This window comes from Rudaea sp., from assembly GCF_057139185.1.
Map to the genome: position 1 here is coordinate 72,278 of NZ_DBNHDN010000007.1, position 22,701 is coordinate 94,978.

Here is a 22,701-nt window from a genome sequence, read left to right on the forward strand (position 1 = left end):
ATTCGGGTTGTCAATATGAGTGCTGTGGATTGCGTGAGCTGCCCAGCAGCCAGATTTTGCAGGCCGCAGTGACACGTACCAAAAGGGATCTCCACGGAATTTGCTCCATGCGACGCCGCGTGTCGCAACGCCGCGCCATGCTTGTTGGCATCTGGCGACGAGTGGCTTCTGCATCCATGGGACACGAAAGCAGGCTTTCCAACATCCGCGCACTGCGAATCCCGCCGCATTCCATCGAGGCCGAACAGGCGGTGCTTGGCGGCTTGATGCTCAGCGACACGGCATGGGACCGAATCGCCAGCGTGTTGTCCGCGGAAGATTTCTATCGCGAGGACCATCGCACGATCTACCGCGCCATTGGCGACTTGAAAGAGCGGTCCCAGCCTTACGACGCCGTCACCCTGGGTGAATGGTTCGAGCAACGCAAGCTCGCGGAAACGGTCGGTGGCGCCGGTTATGTGGTGCAGCTTGCAAACGCGACACCGAGCGCAGCGAACATCGAGGCATACGCAGGCATCGTTCGCGAGAAGTCCATCCTGCGGCAGTTGATCGATGCCAGCGGCGAAATTTCCGGCCTGGCATTCGACCCGGAATCGCGCAGCTCGCAGGAAGTCCTTGAACTGGCCGAGCGCAAGGTATTCGCCATCGCCGAAGCCGGCGCGCGCGGCAAGAAGGGATTCGTGACGGTGAAGGCGGCGGCGCTGCAGGCGTGGGAATCGCTGCAGAAGATGTTCGAAAGCAAGCAGGCGATCACAGGACTTTCCACCGGATACCGCGATCTCGACGACATGACATCCGGATTGCAGCCGGCGGAATTGATCATCATTGCCGCCCGTCCGTCCGTCGGCAAGACCGCATTCGCAATGAATATCGCTGAACACGCCGCGCTGGCATCCAACCGTGCAGTGGCGATCTTCTCGATGGAAATGTCGGCGAAACAGTTGGCGTTTCGCCTGATCTCTTCCGTGGGTCGAATCAACCAGAGACGCTTGCGCAATGGCGATCTCGAAGAGGAGGATTGGCCGCGCGTGACCGCCGCCCTGACACAGCTCAAAGGCGCCAGGATCTTCATCGACGACTCGCCGGCGCTGTCACCCTCCGAATTGCGCGCTGCGGCGCGGCGCCTCAAGCGCCAGCATGATATCGGCCTGGTCGTGGTCGACTACCTGCAACTGATGCAGGTGCCCGGCAATCGCGAGAACCGCGCAACGGAAATCTCCGAGATCTCGCGCAACCTCAAGGCGATGGCCAAGGAACTGGATGTCCCCGTGATCGCGCTGTCGCAGCTCAATCGATCCCTGGAGCAGCGCCCCGACAAGCGCCCGGTCATGGCCGACCTGCGCGAATCGGGCGCGATCGAACAGGATGCCGACGTGATCTTGTTCATCTATCGCGACGATTACCACAACCGCGAAAAGTCCGAGGCTCCCGGTGTCGCCGAGATCATCATCGGCAAACAGCGCAACGGCCCCACTGACACGGTCAGGCTTTCCTTCCTGGGCCAGTTCACACGATTCGAAAATCTTGTGGGCGAGGACCGACTGCGCAACTGAGGGCGCCAATTGCCCTATCGCTTCGCCTTCTCCGGCCTCCACCGCGCCAACCGCACCATCGCCCATGTATCGCGTTCACAGTATTCGAGAAGGTTGCGGCGAATCGCCTCGCGCTCGGCATCGTTCGTATCGGCCGCGATGGCGCGGGCGTAGGCGTCCTGGGCCATGCCGCCGTCGCAGATTTCCAGCGTGGCATAGTCCAAATCGGGAGCAACCGTCGGCAGCACACTCTTGATCGACCACGAGCCATGCATGTCGCGATGGTAGTAGTTTTCCTTGTAGATCGGCAGCAAATCGACCATGCGCTTGGTCAATCCAAGCAATGCTGCCGCCTGTTCGGGAAATGCCTCCGCCAATTCGCACACGCGACCAGCTTCGAAACTCTGGTTCCAGACGATGATCGGCCCAGTCTTTCCCGCGGCGGCAAGCAGTGCATCGACAAAATCAACACGCGGATCGCGGCCGGACAGGTCGAGGAATTGGCGGTGTTCGAGCGAACCATCCGACTGCTCGACGTGGCAGGAAAACTGGAATGGAATGTTTTTCCAAGGCTTCGTGCCAAGCCATCTCGGCACGGCGTAGGCGATGGTTTCGAAGTCGAGGTAGTAACGCGGGAACGGTATGGCATCGAGTTGCGAAGCGAATTCCATCGAAACCACCGGCTTCGCGGTGCGCGATGCTTGCGCAATGCGCCGCGCTCGTGGCTTCTCGATCCATTCGAGCGGCGCCTTCCTGAGGTCGTCGATTCTTGCACCGCGCAGGCGTTCGAGTAGTTTCTTTCCGCTTCCGATATCCTCGATCGGGTACTCCGGATGCGATTCAGCGCCATGGCAATGGTTGAAGAATGGGCAAGGATAAGGTTTCGAGCAGTGCCGCCCGGTGGCAATTCTTGGCTTCGGCCCCGCCACCACTGCCTTGAGCTCCGCGACAATCTCGGGAACCTCCGGGAGCAGCGCTTCGATCTGCTCGGTCAAGGCTTCTTTCTGCAACAGCCCCTGGTAGTCGCCCTCGCGCTTGTATACAAATGTGTTGTCGATATGGGCAACGCTGATCGCCTTCACCGGACGCCCCGCGCCGCGCAATACCCAGGCCTGAATGGCGCAATCCCACAGATGTTCTTCCTTGACCGATGTGGATGACTTCACCTCGATCAGATGATCGGCTTGCGCCTTGCACTGCAAGGCATCGACGCGAACCAAGACGTCCTCATGCTCGAAGGCGGCCTCGAAGAGCATCGGTCGGCGCGACTGTGGCTGGGCAAGAAACTCGCGTGTCTGCGCCAGCGCCTTGTTGGTTTCATGCGGTGCGGCATCGACAAGCACACCCGTGCTGCCGCCAAGCAGGGTGCGAGCTACCTCGCCGAAATGGGTGCCGGCGTCGAGCCGGGCCTGCTGCGATGGATCCGTTTCGGCCAACGCAGGACTGTGCTTCTCCAGCCAAAGCCGCTTGAGGCATTGCCGGCCAGATTGAAAACGGGATTTCGTCAAGATGGCCATGTCACGTTTGCCTCGTTCGATGCGAATGCATTCTGTCGCGGGGCGTTGATGCCCCTACACCTGAGGGTACCTGCTCGATCACCGTTCGGATAGCCGCGTCGAGCAAAGGCAGCGCAGGCTTTTCCATCAGCCCACAAGACAAGCGCCGAAGTTCACCCAGCCAAATGCCGTCGGCGGCATCGTCGTCCGGAATGCCGGTCGGTCCCAGCAGATCGCGCTCAAGCGGGGCAACGCCATCGTCGGCGAACATCAACGGCCCGCGCCGAACGAGCTTGCGCATTTGCAACGCGCCTTCGATCGCCTGGATCGAAAACGGCAATTTGCCGAATGCGAGCAAGAGTTTGTCGTTGACCTTGCAGTAGTCGTGGATCGTGATGACGGCACGGTCGGCCGGCGAGTAGACCGGCACACCCCAGGTGAATTCCTGCATCAACGCGTAGGCGTCACACTTCGGACAAACCGCAGCGCGCCTGCCAGTGATGCCGATGCGCGTATTCGCCTGCGTCTGGCGCAGCGCAAATGCAAGCGTGTGGGGGTGAATGATGAAGCGCGTTTCCAGACAGGTTGGACACGCGGCGTGGATGTCGATTGAACGGTTCATGCTGATACAAGCCCCTGGTACGGTCACGGAAGATCTTGCAGGCCGCCGATACGCGTGCCCGCCAGATTTCCGATTCGTCATTTGTATCAGGGCGATGCGACAGATGGTGTCGCAATGGACATTGCGGCGTGCGGCTTCGCCGATGAATCTCACGGCATGCGTCGCCAGTGCGCGTTCGGGATACGGCGGCTCAAAGTTATCAAGGACCGTGTTCGAGTCGCCGATCAACTGCAAGCAACAAGACCCGGCCGTCGCACCGGGCACAGCGAAAGCTGCGTGATCAACTATTCTGCGACGATTCGTCGGACCCATTCGGCGTCGGAGCGAATCGGGAAAGATACACGGGCTCAACACCGAGTCGAACGAACAACTCGTGTATCTCGTCGGAAGTACCAAGAAAGAGCCGCTCGACAAGTTTTTCGGTCAACGCCCTGCGCTCGCTTGCACTATTGTCTGGCTTCATGGGGCGGTCTCGGTGAATGGCACAGGAGCAGCATACGCCGATGGTGCGAATCAGCAAAATATTTCCGCCGACCTTACTGGTGTGTGCGCCGCGAATCGCGCCTGCTCGCCATCGACGGGGTGATCGAGCGCCGGGCCGGCGCGCGACACCTTGTCGCCAAGGCGATGCAGGACTAGCCGCCGTTGCTGGAATAGATCGGTGAGCGGAGCAGGGATTTCAGATAGAACCAGAGCGCAGGGCGCGGCTTCACCCATTTAACCCAGGTCCAAGCGCTCCTTCCAATATCTGCATCATTTCAGCTACTTTCGTTCCAACCGAACGACGCAGTTGCACAAGTCTCAGGCTCAACGCTCGGATCTCAGAGAACCGATCTTCGCAGTCCTGAACAACGTCGCGCATCCAGCTGCATGCGTAATTTTCGAGTTCCTTGTATTGGTATCGAGTTCCGTTGCCCTTTTGGATGGGAACGGCATAGCGGCCCCCGGTAATTGGGTGCATACAAGTTCGCATCCAAACAATCGACAATGACCCATGACATAGACGCACCCTGATGGACAGCGGGTCAGGTACCTTGCTGTAAAATTGGCGCACGCGTTGAATCAAAACGTATATATCTGCAATTTTTTCTGCCTTTTCCAACAGAAGATTTACCTGCTCGTTCACCTGCGAGCATGCGCGGTCGTTGAGGCCCCTCGCAAAATCTGCAAATGCGAGGTCCAGGACGCGGATATTCTCCGCACTCGGTCTTGATGCCGGTCGTGCCCCGATTGGCGATCCGTTTGATTTCAAATTCATCTTGCTGCTCCTCGTGTGTGCGCAGCCACATCCGCCGCGGTTGCATCCTTGCACCCTTCGACCCCGGACTTACCCCGGCTTCTATGGCTTTTCATGGGTAGGTTCAGGGGGTAACCTGCGAAATTGAGGGTGAACCAGCTATCCTCGTTTTTCCCAGTGAACGAATGTGTCAGGGACCAACGGATGACCGACCTTTTCTTCGAACGGCCGATTTTGAATTCGCCCTACGCGTATCCCGCGCGCCATTGGGAGCTCGACGGCTACGGGCAGCCGACGCAGAACATCGTTTCGAACCGCCGCCCGGCCGAGTTCATCACGCCGATCCCGAAGCCACGCAAGCGCAAGGGTGCTGCGGATCAGGCGGCGCTAGTGTTCGACGAAGGCAAGGGCCTGTCCAGCGACGCGCAGCAATACAGCCACACCGCGATCATCAACGCGGTGCGCAAGGAAGTCGATCTGTGGCGCCAGCTTCCGCCAGCGCAGTGGAAGGTCACGCCGGAAACCGCGCGCCTGCTCGAACACTGGCGCAATCACCCATTCGCTGGCGTCCGTCCATTCTTTTGCCAAGTCGAAGCGGTCGAAACAGCGATCTGGCTGACCGAAGTCGCACCGCAGGTCGGCAAGGCCGGCGATCGATTCATGGAGCACCTCGCCAAGGCGAATGCCGACGCGAACCCCGACCTGTCACGCCTTGCACTCAAGCTCGCCACCGGTGCGGGCAAGACCACCGTGATGGCGATGCTGATCGCCTGGCAGACCGTCAATGCCGCGCGCCATCCGAACAGCAGGAAGTTCACGCGCGGGTTCCTGATCGTGGCACCGGGCCTGACGATTCGCGATCGCCTGCGTGTCCTCCAGCCCAACGATCCGGACAGTTACTACGCCAGCCGCGAGCTGGTGCCGGCGGACATGCTCGGCGAAATCGAGCGCGCCAAGATCGTCATCACCAATTATCACGCCTTCAAACGCCGCGAGCGCGTCGAGCTTTCCAAAGGCGGACGCCTGCTGCTGCAAGGCCGTGGCGGTGGGGAGCTCGACACACTGGAAACCGAAGGCCAGATGTTGCAGCGGGTCATGCCTGATCTGATGGGCATGAAGAATATCCTGGTCATCAACGATGAGGCGCATCACTGCTACCGCGAGAAGCCGCCTTCTGAAGACGAGGAAGAACTCAAGGGGGAAGACAAGAAGCAAGCCGAGGAGAACAATCAGGCCGCGCGCTTGTGGATTTCGGGCCTGGAAGCCGTCAACCGCAAACTCGGACTCGCGCGCGTTGTCGATCTGTCGGCCACGCCGTTTTTTCTCAGCGGTTCCGGTTACGCCGAAGGCACGCTGTTCCCGTGGACGATGAGCGATTTCTCGCTGATGGACGCGATCGAATGCGGCATCGTCAAACTGCCGCGCGTGCCGGTTGCCGACAATATCCCCGGCAACGAGATGCCGAAGTTCCGCGAGCTGTGGAAGCACATCGGTCCGAAGATGCCGAAGAAAGGCCGCGGCAAGGCCAACCAACTCGACCCGCTGAGCATTCCAGTCGAACTGCAGACCGCGCTCGAAGCGCTCTACGGCCACTACGCGCAAACCTTTGCGCTGTGGGAGAAGGCCAGGATCAAGGTGCCGCCGTGCTTCATCGTGGTGTGCAACAACACCTCCACGTCCAAGCTGGTGTACGACTACATCTCGGGGTTTCATCAACCCAACGAAGATGGTTCGACCACGCTGCAGAACGGCCGGCTGGAGCTGTTCCGCAATTTCGATGAGCATGGCAATCCGATCCCGCGTCCACGCACCTTGCTGGTCGACAGCGAGCAGCTCGAATCGGGCGAGGCGCTGGACGACAACTTCCGCGGCATGGCCGAAGACGAAATCGAACGCTTCCGGCGCGAGATCGTCGAGCGCACGGGCGATGTGCGCGCGGCCGACAAGATCACCGACCAGGATTTGCTGCGCGAAGTGATGAACACGGTCGGCAAGCAAGGCCGGCTCGGCGAATCCATCCGTTGCGTGGTCTCGGTCGCCATGCTCACCGAAGGCTGGGATGCCAACACCGTCACCCACGTGCTCGGCGTGCGCGCGTTCGGCACGCAGTTGCTGTGCGAGCAGGTCATCGGCCGCGCCTTGCGGCGACAATCCTATGAACTCAACGAACAAGGGCTGTTCAATGTCGAGTATGCCGATGTGCTCGGCATTCCGTTCGATTTCACCGCCAAGCCCGTCGTCGCGCCGCCGCAGCCACCGCGCGAAACGGTGCACGTCAAGGCCGTGCGACCCGAGCGCGACGCGCTGGAAATCCGTTTCCCGCGCGTGCAAGGCTATCGCGTCGAGCTGCCGGAAGAACGCTTGAGCGCTGAATTCAACGACGACGCCATCCTCGAATTGACGCCGGACATCGTCGGGCCTTCCGTCACGCGCAATTCCGGCATCATCGGCGAGGCCGTTGATCTGAACCTCATCCACACCGGCGAATTCCGCCAGTCTGAATTGTTGTTCAACCTTACCAAGCGCCTGCTCTACAGCAAATGGCGCGATCAGGGCGAACAGCCCAAGCTGCACCTGTTCGGCCAGTTGAAGCGCATCACCAAGCAATGGCTCGACACCTGTCTGGTCTGCAAGGGCGGCACGTTTCCGGCGCAACTGCTGTATCAGGAACTGGCCGACATGGCCTGCGAGCGCATCACGCGCGCGATTACCACGCAGGAACTGAAAAAGGGCCGGGCGGTCACGGCGATTCTCGATCCGTACAATCCCGTCGGCTCGACGTTGCACGTCAACTTCACCACCTCGCGCAGTTTGCGTTGGGAAACCGTAGGCCCGCCGCCCAAGTGCCACGTCAATTGGGTGATACTCGACAGCGACTGGGAAGCCGAATTCTGCCGCGTCGCCGAAACGCATCCCAAGGTGTTGGCTTACGTCAAGAACCACGGCTTGGGGCTGGAAGTGCCGTATCGCTTCGGTTCGACCACGCGCCGGTATTTTCCGGACTTCATTGTTGTGGTTGACGACGGCAAAGGCGCGCAAGACCCGCTGCACCTGGTCGTGGAAATAAAGGGCTATCGTCGCGAGGATGCCAAGGAGAAAAAGGCAACCATGGACACCTACTGGATTCCCGGCGTCAACCACCTCGGCAGCCATGGCCGCTGGGCCTTCGCAGAGTTCACCGACGTATATGCCATGCAGGACGACTTCGCCGAGAAAGTGAGCGAGAAATTCAGCCAGATGATCGACGCCGCAACTACCCCGGCAAAGGACGCCTGACATGGCCAAGAAGCCCAAAACCCCGCTCAGCGTCGAAGCGATCAAGCACGGCGAGGCCACGCGCAAAAACATCCCCACCGCCGAATACCAATCGGTGCTGGAAAAGACCGAGCAGTCGCCGATTCGCATCGCGTATGAAAGACGCAACCGCGATCTCGATCCGCAACTCGTCTGGCGCGGCAAGGACGCGCAGGATTGGAGCGATCTCGTCGTCAACGCGCCGCCGCTCTACATTCAGGAGAAAGTCCACCCCAAGGTGCTGATCGACGATCTGCGTCGCGATACCGAGCGCGCGCGCGAGGCGGATGCGAAGCAGCAAACCGGCGCCATGGTCGATCTGTTCGCCGACTTCAACGGCCTGCCGTCTGAGGCCGCGCGCACCGAGTTCTACCAGCACGATGCGCACTGGGCAAATCGCATGATTCTCGGCGATTCGTTGCAGGTGATGGCCAGCCTCGCCGAGCGCGAAGGCCTGCGCGGCAAGGTGCAGTGCATTTATTTCGATCCGCCCTACGGCATCAAATTCAATTCCAACTTTCAGTGGTCCGCCACCAGCCGCGACGTGAAGGACGGCAACGCCGATCACATCACCCGCGAGCCCGAGCAGGTCAAGGCGTTTCGCGACACGTGGCGCGACGGCATCCATTCCTACCTCACCTATCTGCGCGACCGGCTGACCGTGGCGCGGGATTTGTTGACGGAATCCGGCTCGATCTTCGTGCAGATCGGCGACGAGAACGTGCACCGCGTGCGCGCGGTGATGGATGAGGTGTTTGGGGATGAGAACCTCGTGTCGCAAATTGCGTTTCGCACGACCACCGGTAGAGCAAGCGACACCCTTGCAGCAGCCTCGAATTACCTGCTCTGGTACGCGCGAAGTCGCGCAAAGGTGAAATACCGTGGCTTGTTTCAAGACAAGGCGGCAGGATCATCGACGGAACAGGTGTATTCGTTGTTGAGGTTTGACGATGGCACCACTCAACGGATGACGGCTGCACAAAAGAAGGGAACGGACGAGCTGCCCGATGGCGCGCGCCAGTTCAGACCGGACAACATTACGAGTTCCCGCCCCGCAGGCGAAAACGATGTTCGACGGTTTCTGTTCGAGGGAAAGGACTTTTCTCCCGGCAAAGGGACCTTCAAGTCGGATATCGCGGGCCTGCAAAGGCTGGCGGCTGCTGATCGCATTTGGCCCACTGTCGGTAGCACCATCCAGTACATTCGCTATATCGACGACTTTCCGGTCATTCCGTTCTCGAACGTTTGGACCGATACCGGGACGGGGTCATTTACGGATGACAAGATTTATGTCGTGCAAACTGGCGCAAAGGTAATCGAACGCTGCATCCTCATGTCCACCGACCCCGGCGACCTGGTGCTCGATCCGACCTGCGGCTCCGGCACCACCGCCTATGTCGCCGAACAATGGGGCCGCCGCTGGATCACGCTCGACACCTCGCGCGTGGCGCTGGCGCTCGCCCGCGCGCGCATCATGGGCGCGCGCTATCCGTTTTACCTGCTGGCCGACTCGAAGGAAGGCCAGCTCAAGGAAGCCGAAGTCACGCGCAGCGTGCTGAAATCCGCGCCGACGTACGGCAACATCGCCCACGGTTTCGTGTACGAGCGGGTGCCCCACATCACGCTCAAGTCCATCGCCAACAACGCCGAGATCGACGTCATCTGGGACAAGTTCCAGCAGCAACTGGAACCGTTGCGCGCTGAATTGAACAAGGCCATCGGCAAGAAATTCGAGGAATGGGAAATCCCACGCGAGGCCGACGCGACGTGGCTGGCCAAGGCGAAAGAACTGCATGCGCAATGGTGGAGCCTGCGCATTGCGCGGCAAAAAGACATCGACGCTTCCATCGCCGCCAAGGCCGAGTTCGAATTTCTCTACGACAAACCGTATGACGACAAAAAGAAGGTGCGCGTCGCCGGCCCGTTCACGGTGGAAAGCCTGTCGCCGCATCGCGTGCTCGGCGTGGACGAGAACGACGAACTGATCGACGGCGTCGCCGAAGACAAGGCCGGTTACGGCGACGAGCGCGATTTCGTCAAGATCATTCTGGAAACGCTCAAAACCAGCAGCGTGCAGCAGGCGCACAAGGCCGACAAGATCACGTTCACCGCGCTCGCACCGTGGCCGGGCGATCTGATCTGCGCCGAAGGCCGCTACATCATGGGCACCGCGGAAAAACGCGCCGGCATTTTCATCGGCCCGGAGTTCGGCACCGTCTCGCGACCGGACCTGGTTGCTGCCGCGCGCGAAGCCGCCGATGCGGATTTCGACGTGCTGATCGCCTGCGCGTTCAACTACGACGCGCATTCGTCCGAGTTCGACAAGCTCGGCCGCATCCCGGTGCTCAAGGCGCGCATGAATGCCGACCTGCACATGGCCGAAGACTTGAAGAACACCGGCAAGGGCAACCTGTTCGTGATCTTCGGCGAACCCGATATCGAGGTGCTGGACGCGGGCGTGGATCAGGTCAAGGTCAAGGTCAACGGCGTGGACGTGTTCAAGCCGAACGAAGACAAAGTCGTCTCCAGCGGCACCGACGGCATCGCCTGCTGGTTCATTGACACCGACTACAACGAAGAATCCTTTTTCGTCCGCCAGGCGTATTTTCTCGGCGCCAACGATCCGTACAAGGCGCTCAAGACCACGCTCAAGGCCGAAATCGACCCCGACGCTTGGGAGTCGCTGCACAGCGACACCTCGCGACCATTCGACAAACCAAAGTCGGGACGCATAGCAGTGAAAGTGATCAATCACCTGGGGGATGAGGTGATGAAGGTGTTTAAAGTGGTATAAGCTCCCACATCTCAGACATGTAACACATGAAGACAGAGTTCTCCCAGCCGAGGTTCACTGGAGCGCGATTCGACGACCACACTCTGCCGGTCGACGTAGCGCGGGATCTTGCTGCCTACGAAATTCTGATCGTCGAACTGGCCAAGCATCTGTATCTGAAGAACCATCCTGACCGACAACGCGTGCCAAAGGGGTTTGCGTCCAATTTCCGTCTGGATATCGAGCGCATCGACGAAGGCAGTACCAAACTCCTGCTCGCACTGGTGCTCTCCGGCGCTTTGGCACTGACAGGCGGTGAGCAGGATCATTTCGCGCAGGCCCGCGATCTGATAGCGGTTTGCATTGCTGCTCCGGAAAACGCGCTGCCTGCGGAATTCCCCAAAGAACTGCTGGTTCATTTCAACCAGCTCGGTCGTTCCTTGCGCGAGGACGAAGCGCTTGAGCTTCCGCTACCCGGAGCGAACAATGCAGCACGACTGACGCAGACTAAGCGCAAGCTGCTGGTTCTGGCGGCGGATCAGGTCTATGAGCGCGATATTTCCCTGATTGGCTATATTGAAGAAGTAGATTTCGCAAGATCAACTTTTCGCCTGAAATTGGTAGATGGCGGTCAATCCACTGTACCGATGCCCGATTCGTTTCAGAACACGGCACGTACTTACGGCGGACGGTCACGCCATCAGATCAACGTGGTCGGTGTAGGCACTTACGACTCTTGGGATCGCCTGCAAAAGGTGGTTTCCGTAGATGCGCTCGAAGTCATCAAAAACCATGCTATCTCGGCGCGGTTCGACGAAATTACCCAACTCGAAAGTGGATGGTTCGAGGGAGACGGGCTGGCTCCAGATGCCGACGAGATGTCTGCTGTCTCCGAGAAGTTGATCGCCGACTACCCAGACAAATTGCCATTGCCGCAGATTGCGCCCAAACAAGACGGGAATCTGCTGTTGGAATGGAAGGCGGAAGGTGATCCCTCGCTGGACATCAATTTGACCAGTTCGCTAGCGAGTTTCCATGCCTTTGGCGAGCATGGAGAAGATGTGGAGCGCGATTTCAATCTCGATACCGCCGGCTGGCAGTCGCTGTTTGCATTTTTGGGCGACAACATCAGGGTGCGCGAAGCATGAACGACCGGACTTTGCTGTTGCGCCAAGTGCATCCGAGTTTCTTTCCCGATGGTGAAGTTTCCAGCCAAGCTTTTTTCCCATTCCCGAAGGACAATGGAAAACTATCCGTTTACGATGGCGATCAGATATCCGCAGAAGCCGCATATCGACATTACACTGTGAGTCTCGGATTGGGATCGGCTGGTGTTTGGGCGGTCACTGGTGGGGAGGTTGTTTCGGTTGGGCTGGCGCATCAGAATAATCCGGTGGCTGGCAATTCAGCGCACGCAGTCGTCGATTTTGGCGCACTCCCTGAAAAAGAATGCCGCAAGCTAGCAAAGAGGCTGCGGAAGTTCGCAGTTGACCGCAGCAGTTTGTACCGCGCGGCATAATTGGCAGCGATGTTGGTTTGATGGAATTTCGCATCGCCGACACCTTCACCGACAGCCTCGCTCGCCTCACTGGCGACGAACAGAAGGCCGTCAAGACGACGGCGTTCGACTTGCAGATGAACCCCGTCAACCCGGGGCTCAGTTTTCACAAGCTCGATCGCGCGAAAGACACGCGCTTTGCCTCGGTTCGCGTCAGCGCCGACATCCGCCTGATCGTGCACAAATCGGCGGACAGCCTGTTGCTGTGCTACGTCGATCACCACGACAAGGCCTACCAATGGGCGGAACGGCGCAAACTCGAAGTGCATCCGTCCACCGGCGCGGCGCAGTTTGTGGAGCTGCGCGAGCGAATCGAAGAAATCCGTGTGCCGAAGTACGTCGAAATCGAGCAGGCGCGCCACGCAAAACCGCTGCTTTTCTCCGGCGTATCGGAACAACTCCTGCTCGATTATGGCGTCCCGCCTGAATGGATGGCAGACGTACGTCTGGCTGACGAAGACACGGTGCTCGATCTCGCCGACCACCTGCCCGCAGAAGCAGCTGAGGCATTGCTGGAATTGGCGACAGGTGGCTCGCCAAAAGTGATCGCGGCGCAAAAGTCCGTTGGCGCGTTCGATCATCCCGATGCGCAACGGCGCTTTCGAATCGTCGCGAACGTCGAGGATCTGGAGCGGGCGTTCGCGTATCCGTGGGAGAAGTGGACGATCTTCCTGCATCCGGATCAGCGCCTGTTGGTAGAGCGCGACTACACCGGCCCCGCACGCGTATCGGGTTCGGCCGGCACCGGCAAAACCATCGTTGCCTTGCATCGCGCCGCGTGGCTGGCGCGAACCAATCCGGATGCGCGTGTGCTGCTGACGACGTTTTCGGACAGCCTCGCCAACGCGCTGCGCATCAAGTTGCGGCGATTGATCAGCTCAGAACCTCGGCTTGCCGAACGGATCGACGTGTTGTCGATGGATGCCGCCGGTATCCGACTCTACGACGCACAATTCGAAACTGCGAAACTCGTTACGCGCGACGAGGTGCGTTCACGGTTGGCGAAGGAATTGGCGAGCACACCCGAGCTTCGATTTGGCGTGCCGTTTCTGCTGAACGAGTGGGAGCAGGTGGTCGACGCGTGGCAACTGCGGACGTGGGAGGAATACCGAGATGTCAAACGACTCGGCCGCAAGACCCGGCTATCCGATGCGCAGCGCGAGAGCGTATGGAAAGTCTTTGCCGTGGTTCGTGCTGGACTCACTGCCGACGGGCTGGTCTCCATGGCAGGCGTGTTTACGCTGCTCGCCGCCGACGCGGGCAAGCGCAAGCATCCGCCTTACGAGTTCATCGTGGTGGACGAAGCGCAGGATATTTCCGTAGCACAGTTGAGGTGGCTTGCCGCTATCGGGAGCGACCGGGCCAACGCGCTGTTCTTTGCCGGCGATCTTGGTCAACGCATCTTCCAGACGCCGTTTTCGTGGAAGTCGCTCGGCGTGGACGTGCGCGGGCGCTCGCGCACCTTGCGGGTCAACTATCGCACTTCACACCAGATCCGCGCGCAGGCGGATCGCTTGCTTGGCCCGGAAGTGAGTGATGTCGACGGAAACTCAGAAAGCCGTCGCGGAACCGTCTCGGTTTTCAATGGGCCAATGCCTGAGTTGCACGAGTGTGAATCCATTGAGTCCGAAATCGACACGGTCGCACAATGGTTGAAGGCGCGAACGTCCGCAGGCTTGCAACCGGACGAGATCGGCGTCTTCGTTCGCTCCGACGCGCAATTGGATCGTGCAAAGCAGGCGCTCACCAAGGCGTCAGTTCCCTACACGGTTTTGGATGACAAGGTGCAAACCGTCAGCGGAAAAGCCGTCGTGGGCACAATGCATCTGGCGAAAGGGCTCGAATTTCGCGCTGTCGCCGTCATGGCCTGCGATGACGAGGTGATTCCACTTCAGAGTCGCATCGAACAGGTGACGGACGACAGCGACCTTGAAGAGGTCTATGCCACCGAGCGCCACTTGCTCTACGTGGCCTGCACGCGCGCCCGGGAATATCTGATAGTGAGCGGCGTGGCCCCGGCCTCTGAGTTTTTGGATGACATGCAAAGTGTGTCAACGCGCACTTCGAGGCTCTGATGTGCCTGCGAGGGTTGGCGCGACATCTTCGCTACAAGCAGGGCCTGGTGAGCAAACACTCGCTGTAGTTTCGGCACTGCCGACGCGAGGCAGCCAACTGGGCGGATCGCCATCCCGGCCCAAAATTTCCCAAAGTGTCTTGAACGCGTAGAAGTGATCGCGCTTCGTGTCGTCCGAAAGTGTGGCGTTTGTGCGCCAGTACTCGTGGATATCCTTCTTGCCGATCTGTTCGAGCGGCTTCTTGCACCAGGCCGCGAGTGACTCGATGCGAGCGATTTGTTTGCGCCGCGCAGACTTGCTGCCTTTGCGTGCATAACCATGGAGCAGGGCGCGGGTCTTGTCGGTGCATCTCATTTGCCGCGACCTCCAAGGTAACAGTTCGTTACGTCCACGCGTTTGTGTCCGAGCTCGATTGCGATCGTCTCGCGTGCGCGGCGATCGAGGTCGCGATCCTCAGTCGGCGCACCAAACACCGGGGCGTCGAAACTTGTCAGTTCCTTGTAGCGCTCGCAGGCATACGCCGATCGCAGGTCGTGGTACTTGCTGATCCCACAGGCTTTGAGAATCGACCGAGCTTCCCGCAATTCGCCGTCGCGGAACTGGGCCCACGTGATATGCGCTGGCGTCAACGAGAAGTGTTCGCCTTGCTGAATTGCGGCGCGCTCCAGAGCTTCCAATTGCCGGTGATTGCGAATGGGAACGTCTCGGCCAAAGCCGCCTTTGGAGCCCTTGTCGATGGTGACGGTTCTCGCGACACGGGCCTGCGCAAGTGCGGCACGTGCATCGAGCAGGGCCGCTTCCTTGAGGCGCAAGCCCAGTTCCCTTGCGAGGCACACCACACAAGCTGCTCGCCCATAGCCAAGCTTCGAGAGGGCAGCGATCGTAATTTCGATGCAGCCGTGATCGAATCCGGACGGTGGTACATGGCGCACATGGGTGCGATTCGGCACACCGCATGCGATCGGTGAGACAGACTCCCATCGTCCATGCGTCACCAAGTCCATCACCGTGTTGACCGTCGAGATCAAGTTTTGTGCATAGGCTGGCGAAAGCTCCAGATCTGCGACTTCCTCTCCAAACTCGCGCACGAGTTGCGACGTGATGTCTTCAAGCCAGCGGATACTCCGCGCCTTCAAAAATTGTCCGAACCGAGCCCAGCGCCGACGATGCGTCGCCATGCTTGCAATGGAGATCGCTCCGCAGCTTGCCGATCGGCGTAGCGCAAAACCAACCGCTTTTGTCATGTTCCGTGATGCCAGATTGAAATTGTTCTTTGCCATGATCTTTTCCAGTGAATAGGGGTGTGTGGCGCACGATTTGTAGATACATTGAAATGAGGTGGGCGGCGGCTCGGGTATATTTGTATACCGCGCGGGTCAAACCGCCGCCCTGAAATCGACCCTGTCTGCACCCGTAACCGAACGCGGTAGGTAAGTGCTGGCGCGAGAAACCTTCTCGCAAGGCAGGTGCTAGTAGGTCGAAGTTGTTTTTTGTCGCGGTTGAACGTCCGCGGCTGCGCTTTGCGAGGTACTTCCGCGCGATCTGGAAGTACCACACAGGATTTCTAGGCAATGAAATTGGGGAGCTATGGGGTCGGTCCTACCCGAGCGCGCAAGTCATGTCTTGATGCTTGCTGGCTCCGGCTTCGGCACGTTGTCGTGCTTCCGAGGTTGCGAGCCTCGACCCTGATCATTGCGTTCGTACTGCCGTTCGGCCGGTTGACGACCAATTGGTGTTTTCGTCCGGTTTCGCCGGACATCGCGAGACACCAAAATCTGTTACTTCAATGACTTGGGTGTCATTTTCTTTTCCGTCTCTTTGCGGAGGGCAAAATCCAACGCATTGATCCACCCTCGTCAGATCGCCCGATTTCTGAATCGGACGACCCGCGCAATTCGCAAATTCAATATCAGGAATTGCGATACGCTTCGCGGCGATTTGAAAACCCGCTGCATTTGCTTCGTTGCATCTCGACAACCTATACAGTTGCCGAGCCGTCTCTTGCCTGCAGCTACCCAACGATAGCTGTCGCTGTAGTGCTCGTTGAGGCGAGCTTCCACGCGCACATCGTGCGCAAACAAATTAGTTTCTTCTGCTTCGTGCAGCTGCGCGCGCTTTGTCCCAATACTCGGCCGCGTCGCGAAGATCAATCATTCCGTGTTCATCTACTGGGACAGGGAATCTGTGGAGTGAACGCAAATTGCGCCCGGTCTTAGCGCAGATGCCCAAAAAGTCCTTACAAAATTTGTCGAAGGGAATTGCGTGTGACTCGTAATTCGCCAACAGTAAGAAAATTGTCTGCACTGAGGACTCCGCCGGCTCACCGCCCAATCGATGCGGAGCACGTTACACCTCCAAATCGCCGATCTACCCCGTCTTCTCGCCATTTTTATGGGTAGGTTCACGGGGCCCAGGTTGGGATTGCGTCCGGACAAACATCAGCCCAATTCTTCGTTTGCTGCCTGAACATTTGCGTGCACCACGCGACCAAGGGCGGCGTACTGCTGCGTTACGGACGGTGTCTGGGTCTTCGCAGCGGCCAACCTTTCATGCACCAAGCACGGGTTTAGATTCGCATAGCGTTTCAAATCCGCCCAATTCCGGTGCAGTGTGACCAAGGCGACTTGCTCGATACTAAGTCCTACTTCAAACAATCTGCTCGTCGCCTCGTGGCGCAGGTCATGGAAGTGCAGGTCGGCAATGTTCAGAGCCTTGCAGGCTTCCCTGAAGGCATTGCCGATCGAATCCGATACGTACGGAAAAATGAATTCGCTCACGCGCGGCTGGCGCTGAATGATTTCCAGCGCCTCGCCAAGTAATGGAAAGCGCCTGTGGTTGCCGATCTTCCGCCGCGGATGCTTGACGTCATGCAAGACAATCGTCCGGCTTTGCTCGTCGAGGTCGGCCCAACGAAGCCGGGTGATTTCACCCTCGCGGCGGGCCGTGAGGATTGCAAAATCCATGATGTCGCGCATCGGAATCTTCATCCGCCATCGTTGTTCGTCGAAACGCCTGCGCAGCTTGTCTAGTTCCTCGGGCGTCGGGCGCCGTTCACGCAATTTCGATGCGCCAAGCAGGTGGAGTTTACGTAAAACGATTCGGGCGTCCGGCACGGGATTGGAATTCATGCGGACCTTGCCCGACGCCTGGCCCAGTGCAAGCAGGTCGGCCAGGTAGCCGATTTCGACACGCATGGTGGCGGGAGTGCAGGGCGGTATGATAATTCGATCGCTGCGCTGGTGTTGTCCGTAGACGCGCCGTTTGACGTGCTCGACGATGTCCATGGGGCGCAGCTTGCTGACGGCGATATGGCCCAGGCCTTCACGCAGGCGGGTCAGGTTGCCGCGCTGGGTTAGCGTGATCGTGGATTTCGCCCTGCGTGATTCGAGGTCATGCCAATCGATCAGCTCGGCGAGTGTCATGTCGTCGAGGTAGGTATCGCCGCGCGCTTCGCGCTCAGCGAATTCCCGCTCGATGCGTTCCGCCCAAGTTTTGGCCAGGCCCTTCGTCGGGAAGGTTTTCGACTTGGAACCGATGCCCTTGCGCCGCACAATTGCGCGCACATTTCCACTGCGATTTTGGTACGTGATCACGCGTACCACCCTACTTGGTACAACTATGGTACAAAAACGGTGGGATTTTTCGGGTTTTTGCGGGATCAGGCGGGAAGGATAGGGATACGCAAGTGATTGATTTTGCGCAAAACAGTGGGTCGGACACGGGGCACCTTTTGTGCGTCGCCCCCATGATGGATTGGACCGACCGCCATTGCCGCTACTTCCATCGCCTGCTCGCGCCGCATGCGCGCCTGTACACCGAGATGGTGACCACGGGCGCGATCCGGCACGGCGATCTAGCGCGCCATCTCGATTTCGACGCGGCCGAGCATCCGCTCGCGTTGCAGCTCGGCGGGCACGAGCCGGCGGAACTGGCACATTGCGCGCGCGTCGGCGCGGACTTCGGCTACGACGAGATCAACCTCAACGTCGGCTGCCCGTCCGACCGCGTGCAGTCGGGCCGCTTCGGCGCCTGCCTGATGCGCGAGCCGATGCTGGTTGCCGACTGCGTCGCGGCGATGCGCGCGGCGGTGTCGCTGCCGGTTACGGTGAAGTGCCGCATCGGCGTCGACGAACAGGACGACTACGAGGACCTGCACCGCTTCGCCGAGATACTCGTCGGCGCCGGACTCGAAACGTTGATCGTGCACGCGCGCAAGGCGTGGCTGCACGGCCTGTCGCCGAAGGAGAATCGCGAGATTCCGCCGCTCAACTACGAGCGCGTGTATCGGCTCAAGCAGGAATTCCCGCGCCTTGCGATCATCATCAACGGCGGCATCGTCGATGCGGACGCAGTGCAGGCGCATTGCGCGACGGTCGACGGCGTGATGCTCGGACGGGCGGCCTATCACGATCCGTTCGTGCTCGCGCGCTGCGAGCAGACGCTATTCGGCGCGCCGCTGCCCGAGCGCGACGAGGTGCTGCGCCGGCTGCGGCCGTACGTCGAGGCTCATCTCGCGCGCGGCGGCGCGCTGAGCCATGTCGCACGGCACATCCTCGGCCTGTATCTCGGCCTGCCCGGCGCGCGCGCGTTCCGGCGCACGCTGAGCGAGCGCATGCACCGACCTGGTGCGGATTTCCGCGTCGTCGAGCTGGCGCTGGCCGGCATGGCCGAACATGCGCGGGCAGCGTGATGGTGCGCGGTTTCCGGGCGCGGGCGGAACGAATCCGCACGACATGCCGGCCAGTTCAGGCCCAATTCAATCGAAATTCCCATAGTGGCTGTCCCGGACCACGAATCGCCCACCCCTGCCGTATCCATCGCTGCTACCCGTGATGAAGTTACGTTTCGCCATGACCGTCCTGCTTGCCGCCCTTGCGCTCTCGTCGCATGATGCCTTTGGCGCGCCTCTGACCATGCAGGAGGCGATCGCCAAGGTGCAGCACGAAACGGGCGGCAAGGTGCTATCCGCCGAAACGAAGACCCAGGGCACGAAGACGATCTACCGGATCAAGCTGCTCACGCGCGGCGGCCAGGTGAAGATCGTGGAAGTGCCCGCGAACTAACCGACCAGGATCAAAGGACAAAACGCCATGCGTGTATTGTTGGTCGAAGACGAAGCCCCGCTGCGCGAAACCCTCGCCGCACGCCTCAAGCGCGACGGCTTCGCCGTCGACACCGCCGCCGACGGCGAGGAAGGCACCTTCCTCGGCCGCGAGGTGCCGTTCGATGTCGCCATCATCGACCTCGGCCTGCCGAAGAAATCGGGCATGGATCTGGTCAAGGACCTGCGCGACGCCGGGCAGAAATATCCGATCCTGATCCTGACCGCGCGTTCGAGCTGGCAGGACAAGGTGCAAGGCCTCAAGCACGGTGCCGACGATTATCTCGTCAAACCCTTCCATGTCGAGGAGCTGCTCGCGCGCATCAACGCGCTCGTGCGCCGCGCCTCGGGCTGGACCAAGCCGACGCTGGAGTGCGGCCCGATCGTGCTCGACACCACCGCGCAAACCGTCCACGTCGGCGGCAGCCCCGCCGACCTGACCAGCTATGAGTACAAGGTCCTCGAATACCTGATGCTGCACGCGGGCGAGCTCGTCTCCAAGGCCGACCTGACCGAGCACATCTACCAGCAGGATTTCGATCGCGACTCGAACGTACTCGAGGTGTTCATCGGCCGCCTGCGCCGCAAGCTCGACCCGGACAATGCGCTCAAGCCGATCGAAACCGTGCGCGGACGGGGCTACCGCTTCGCGATCCCGCGCAGCGAAGGTGGCCACGAGCCAGCGGACGAAGCCGCGGCGAAGTAACCGAACATCACATATCGCATGGCGCGCCGACCGCTCTCCCTGCAAGCGCGCTCGCTGCTCGCGGCCAGCGCGGTGCTGGTGGCGTTCCTCGGCCTGACCGGCATAGCGCTCGACCAGGCGATCCATCAGGCCCTGCTCAAGTCGCTGCACGATCGTCTGCAGAGCTACGCCTACGGCTATCTGGCCACCTCCGAAGTGGGCCGTTCCGGGCGCTGGACGCCGCCGGAAGTGCCGCCGGATACGCGCCTGGACAGTCCCGGAAGCGGCCTCTACGCGAGCATCGTCGGTCCGGTCGAGGTCGACGGCGCGCGTTTTTCCAGCTGGCGCTCACAGTCGGCCTACGCCATCACCGACATCCCGCAGTTCGACCAGTCGCTGAAACCGGGTGCGGAACAGTTCACCGCGGCACCGGTCGCCGGCGGCGGTGGAAAAGTATACGTTTACAGCTACGGCTTCTCGTGGGAGAAGGAACGCGGGCCGGTGCTGCTGACGATCCACATCGCCGAGGATGCGGTCAATCTGGACGCGCAGCGCAACGTGTTCCGGCGCAGCCTCGTGTTCACCTTCGGCGGCCTCGTCGTCGGCCTGCTCCTGCTCCTGCTCGGCCTCGTGCGCTGGATCCTGCAGCCGACGCGGCGCGTCGCCCTCGAACTCGGTCGCGTCGAGCGCGGCGAGCAGGAGCAGTTGTCGACCGACTATCCGCTCGAGCTCAAGCGTCTGGCGCGCAGCATCAACGACTTCATCGACAGCGAGCGCAACAGCCTCAAACGCTACCGCAACACGCTGTCCGATCTCGCCCACAGCCTGAAGACGCCGCTCGCGGTCGTGCGCAGCCAGCTCGAGTCGGGTGCCGACGGCAAGGAATTCCGCTGGACCGTGCTCGAGCAGGTCGGGCGCATGGACCAGATCGTCGCCTATCAGCTGTCGCGCGCAGCGACGAGCGGGCATTCGACCTTCGCCGCGCCGATCCTGATCGAGCCGCATGCCGAGGAGATCGTCGGCGGTCTGGAAAAAGTATATTCCGAAAAAAATATACTCTGCGAATTCGACATCGACCCGCGCGCGCAGTTCTACGGCGAGGAAGGCGACCTGCTCGAGTTGCTCGGCAACCTGCTCGAAAACGCGTTCAAGTGGGCCAGGCATCGCGTGCTGCTGACCGCGCGCGTCGTCCCGGGTGCGCCGGGCGCGCGCCGCAACGGCCTGATCTGCATGGTCGAGGACGACGGTCCGGGCGTCCCCGAGGACAAGGTCGAGCACCTGCTCCAGCGCGGCGTGCGCGGCGACGAGCGCGTGCAGGGCCACGGCATCGGCCTCGCCATCGTGCAGGACCTGCTCAAGGCCTATCGCGGCAGTCTCACCGTGTCGAAGTCGGAAAACCTCGGCGGCGCCGCATTCACCGTGCGCTTCGCGCCGGGCTGAAACTGCCGCGCCGCCGATCCGCGCCCGGGCGGTGGCGCCCGCGACGTTGCGCGGATTGGCCCTGATCGCAGGCGCAGGCAGCGCGCATACTCCACGACGACATCCGGAGTATTCCATGCCGCTCACCGTCGCCGAAAAACGCGCCGCCTTCCGCGCACTGCACGCGTCGGGCTGCTTCGTACTGCCCAATCCGTGGGACATCGGCGGCATGCGTCGCCTGGAAAAACTCGGCTTCCAGGCGCTCGCCTCGACCAGCGCCGGCATCGCCTGGTCGCTCGGCCGCGCCGACAACGAGCTGCCGCGCGATGTCGTGCTCGATCATCTGCGCACGCTGTGCGCGGCGACCGACCTGCCGGTGAATGCCGATTTCGAGGACGGTTTCGCCGTCGCGCCCGACGAAGTCGCGGCCAACGTCAAGCTCGCGATCGACGCCGGCGTCGCCGGCCTGTCGATCGAGGATCGCGACGGCAACGGTCTGCACTCGCTGCCGCTCGCCGCCGCGCGCATCCGCAGCTCGCGCGCGGCGATCGATGCGGCCGGCCCCGATGCGATGCTCGTCGCGCGCTGCGAGGGTTTCCTGCTCGGCCAACCCGATCTCGACGCCACGATCGCGCGCTTGGTCGCGTATGCCGACGCCGGTGCCGACGTGCTCTACGCGCCCGGCGTGACCGATCCCGCCGCGATCGCCCGTATCGTGCGCGCGGTCGCGCCGAACCCGGTCAACGTGCTGCTGATGAATCCGCGGATGCGCGTCGCCGATCTTGCCGCGATCGGCGTGCGCCGCGTCAGCACGGGCGGCGCGTTGGCCGCCGCAGCGTGGCGCGGCTTCGACGCCGCCGCGCGCCAGCTGCTCGACGATGGAACACTGCCGCCGCGCGGCTGATCGCG

General features: G+C 60.8%; 16 protein-coding genes. 11 read left to right on the plus strand and 5 right to left on the minus strand.

The genetic code is table 11. The features are described from left to right. The first annotated feature begins 176 nt into the window (after positions 1 to 176). Entirely contained in the window at positions 177 to 1,553 is a 1,377-nt protein-coding gene (dnaB, locus tag AC16HO_RS02860) for a replicative DNA helicase (protein ID WP_395643956.1), read from the plus strand. A 14-nt stretch (positions 1,554 to 1,567) separates the two neighbouring features. On the opposite strand, the gene AC16HO_RS02865 is transcribed toward dnaB, so the two are convergent. The 3 genes from AC16HO_RS02865 to mobI form a co-directional block, all read right to left on the minus strand. Further along, complete coding sequence (locus tag AC16HO_RS02865) at positions 1,568 to 3,049, minus strand: DUF2779 domain-containing protein (protein ID WP_395643905.1); 1,482 nt, start codon at positions 3,047 to 3,049, stop codon at positions 1,568 to 1,570. A 1-nt stretch (position 3,050) separates the two neighbouring features. Next, positions 3,051 to 3,884, minus strand: a complete 834-nt coding sequence (locus AC16HO_RS02870) for a hypothetical protein (protein WP_395643906.1) — start codon at positions 3,882 to 3,884, stop codon at positions 3,051 to 3,053. A gap of 475 nt (positions 3,885 to 4,359) precedes the next feature. Beyond that, positions 4,360 to 4,908, minus strand: a complete 549-nt coding sequence (gene mobI / locus AC16HO_RS02875; protein ID WP_395643907.1) for a conjugative transfer protein MobI(A/C) — start codon at positions 4,906 to 4,908, stop codon at positions 4,360 to 4,362. 183 nt (positions 4,909 to 5,091) lie between these two features. Between mobI and AC16HO_RS02880 the strand changes: the two genes are divergently transcribed. The 5 genes from AC16HO_RS02880 to AC16HO_RS02900 are packed head-to-tail and all read left to right on the plus strand — an operon-like array spanning position 5,092 to position 14,587. Continuing rightward, a complete protein-coding gene (locus AC16HO_RS02880) occupies positions 5,092 to 8,163 on the plus strand; it encodes a BPTD_3080 family restriction endonuclease (protein ID WP_395643908.1) in 3,072 nt (1,023 codons plus the stop codon). 1 nt (position 8,164) lies between these two features. Then, complete coding sequence (locus tag AC16HO_RS02885) at positions 8,165 to 10,975, plus strand: site-specific DNA-methyltransferase (RefSeq protein ID WP_395643909.1); 2,811 nt, start codon at positions 8,165 to 8,167, stop codon at positions 10,973 to 10,975. Positions 10,976 to 11,001: 26 nt separating this feature from the next. After that, the gene (locus tag AC16HO_RS02890) at positions 11,002 to 12,102 is read left to right on the plus strand and encodes a hypothetical protein (protein ID WP_395643910.1); all 1,101 of its coding nucleotides are present in this window, start codon (positions 11,002 to 11,004) and stop codon (positions 12,100 to 12,102) included. Further along, positions 12,099 to 12,473, plus strand: coding sequence for a hypothetical protein (locus AC16HO_RS02895; RefSeq protein ID WP_395643911.1), 375 nt, complete (start codon positions 12,099 to 12,101; stop codon positions 12,471 to 12,473). Before AC16HO_RS02890 ends, AC16HO_RS02895 begins: the two co-directional genes overlap by 4 nt. Before the next feature lie 20 nt (positions 12,474 to 12,493). Then, entirely contained in the window at positions 12,494 to 14,587 is a 2,094-nt protein-coding gene (locus AC16HO_RS02900) for a 3'-5' exonuclease (protein WP_395643912.1), read from the plus strand. Between the two features lie 350 nt (positions 14,588 to 14,937). Here the strand turns inward: AC16HO_RS02900 and AC16HO_RS02905 are convergent, their stop codons facing one another. Next, complete coding sequence (locus tag AC16HO_RS02905; RefSeq protein ID WP_395643913.1) at positions 14,938 to 15,867, minus strand: integrase domain-containing protein; 930 nt, start codon at positions 15,865 to 15,867, stop codon at positions 14,938 to 14,940. A gap of 1,158 nt (positions 15,868 to 17,025) precedes the next feature. After that, positions 17,026 to 18,180: an integrase gene (locus AC16HO_RS02910; RefSeq protein WP_395643914.1), complete on the minus strand. Its 1,155-nt coding sequence runs from the start codon at positions 18,178 to 18,180 to the stop codon at positions 17,026 to 17,028. 95 nt (positions 18,181 to 18,275) lie between these two features. Between AC16HO_RS02910 and dusA the strand changes: the two genes are divergently transcribed. The 5 genes from dusA (at position 18,276) to AC16HO_RS02935 (ending at position 22,696) form a co-directional block, all read left to right on the plus strand. Further along, complete coding sequence (gene dusA / locus AC16HO_RS02915; RefSeq protein WP_395643957.1) at positions 18,276 to 19,277, plus strand: tRNA dihydrouridine(20/20a) synthase DusA; 1,002 nt, start codon at positions 18,276 to 18,278, stop codon at positions 19,275 to 19,277. Between the two features lie 160 nt (positions 19,278 to 19,437). After that, positions 19,438 to 19,650, plus strand: a complete 213-nt coding sequence (locus AC16HO_RS02920; protein ID WP_395643915.1) for a PepSY domain-containing protein — start codon at positions 19,438 to 19,440, stop codon at positions 19,648 to 19,650. A gap of 27 nt (positions 19,651 to 19,677) precedes the next feature. Beyond that, entirely contained in the window at positions 19,678 to 20,394 is a 717-nt protein-coding gene (locus AC16HO_RS02925; RefSeq protein ID WP_395643916.1) for a response regulator transcription factor, read from the plus strand. An 18-nt stretch (positions 20,395 to 20,412) separates the two neighbouring features. Continuing rightward, the gene (locus tag AC16HO_RS02930) at positions 20,413 to 21,813 is read left to right on the plus strand and encodes an ATP-binding protein (protein ID WP_395643917.1); all 1,401 of its coding nucleotides are present in this window, start codon (positions 20,413 to 20,415) and stop codon (positions 21,811 to 21,813) included. A 115-nt stretch (positions 21,814 to 21,928) separates the two neighbouring features. Beyond that, a complete protein-coding gene (locus AC16HO_RS02935; protein WP_395643918.1) occupies positions 21,929 to 22,696 on the plus strand; it encodes an isocitrate lyase/PEP mutase family protein in 768 nt (255 codons plus the stop codon). Positions 22,697 to 22,701: the final 5 nt, after the last annotated feature.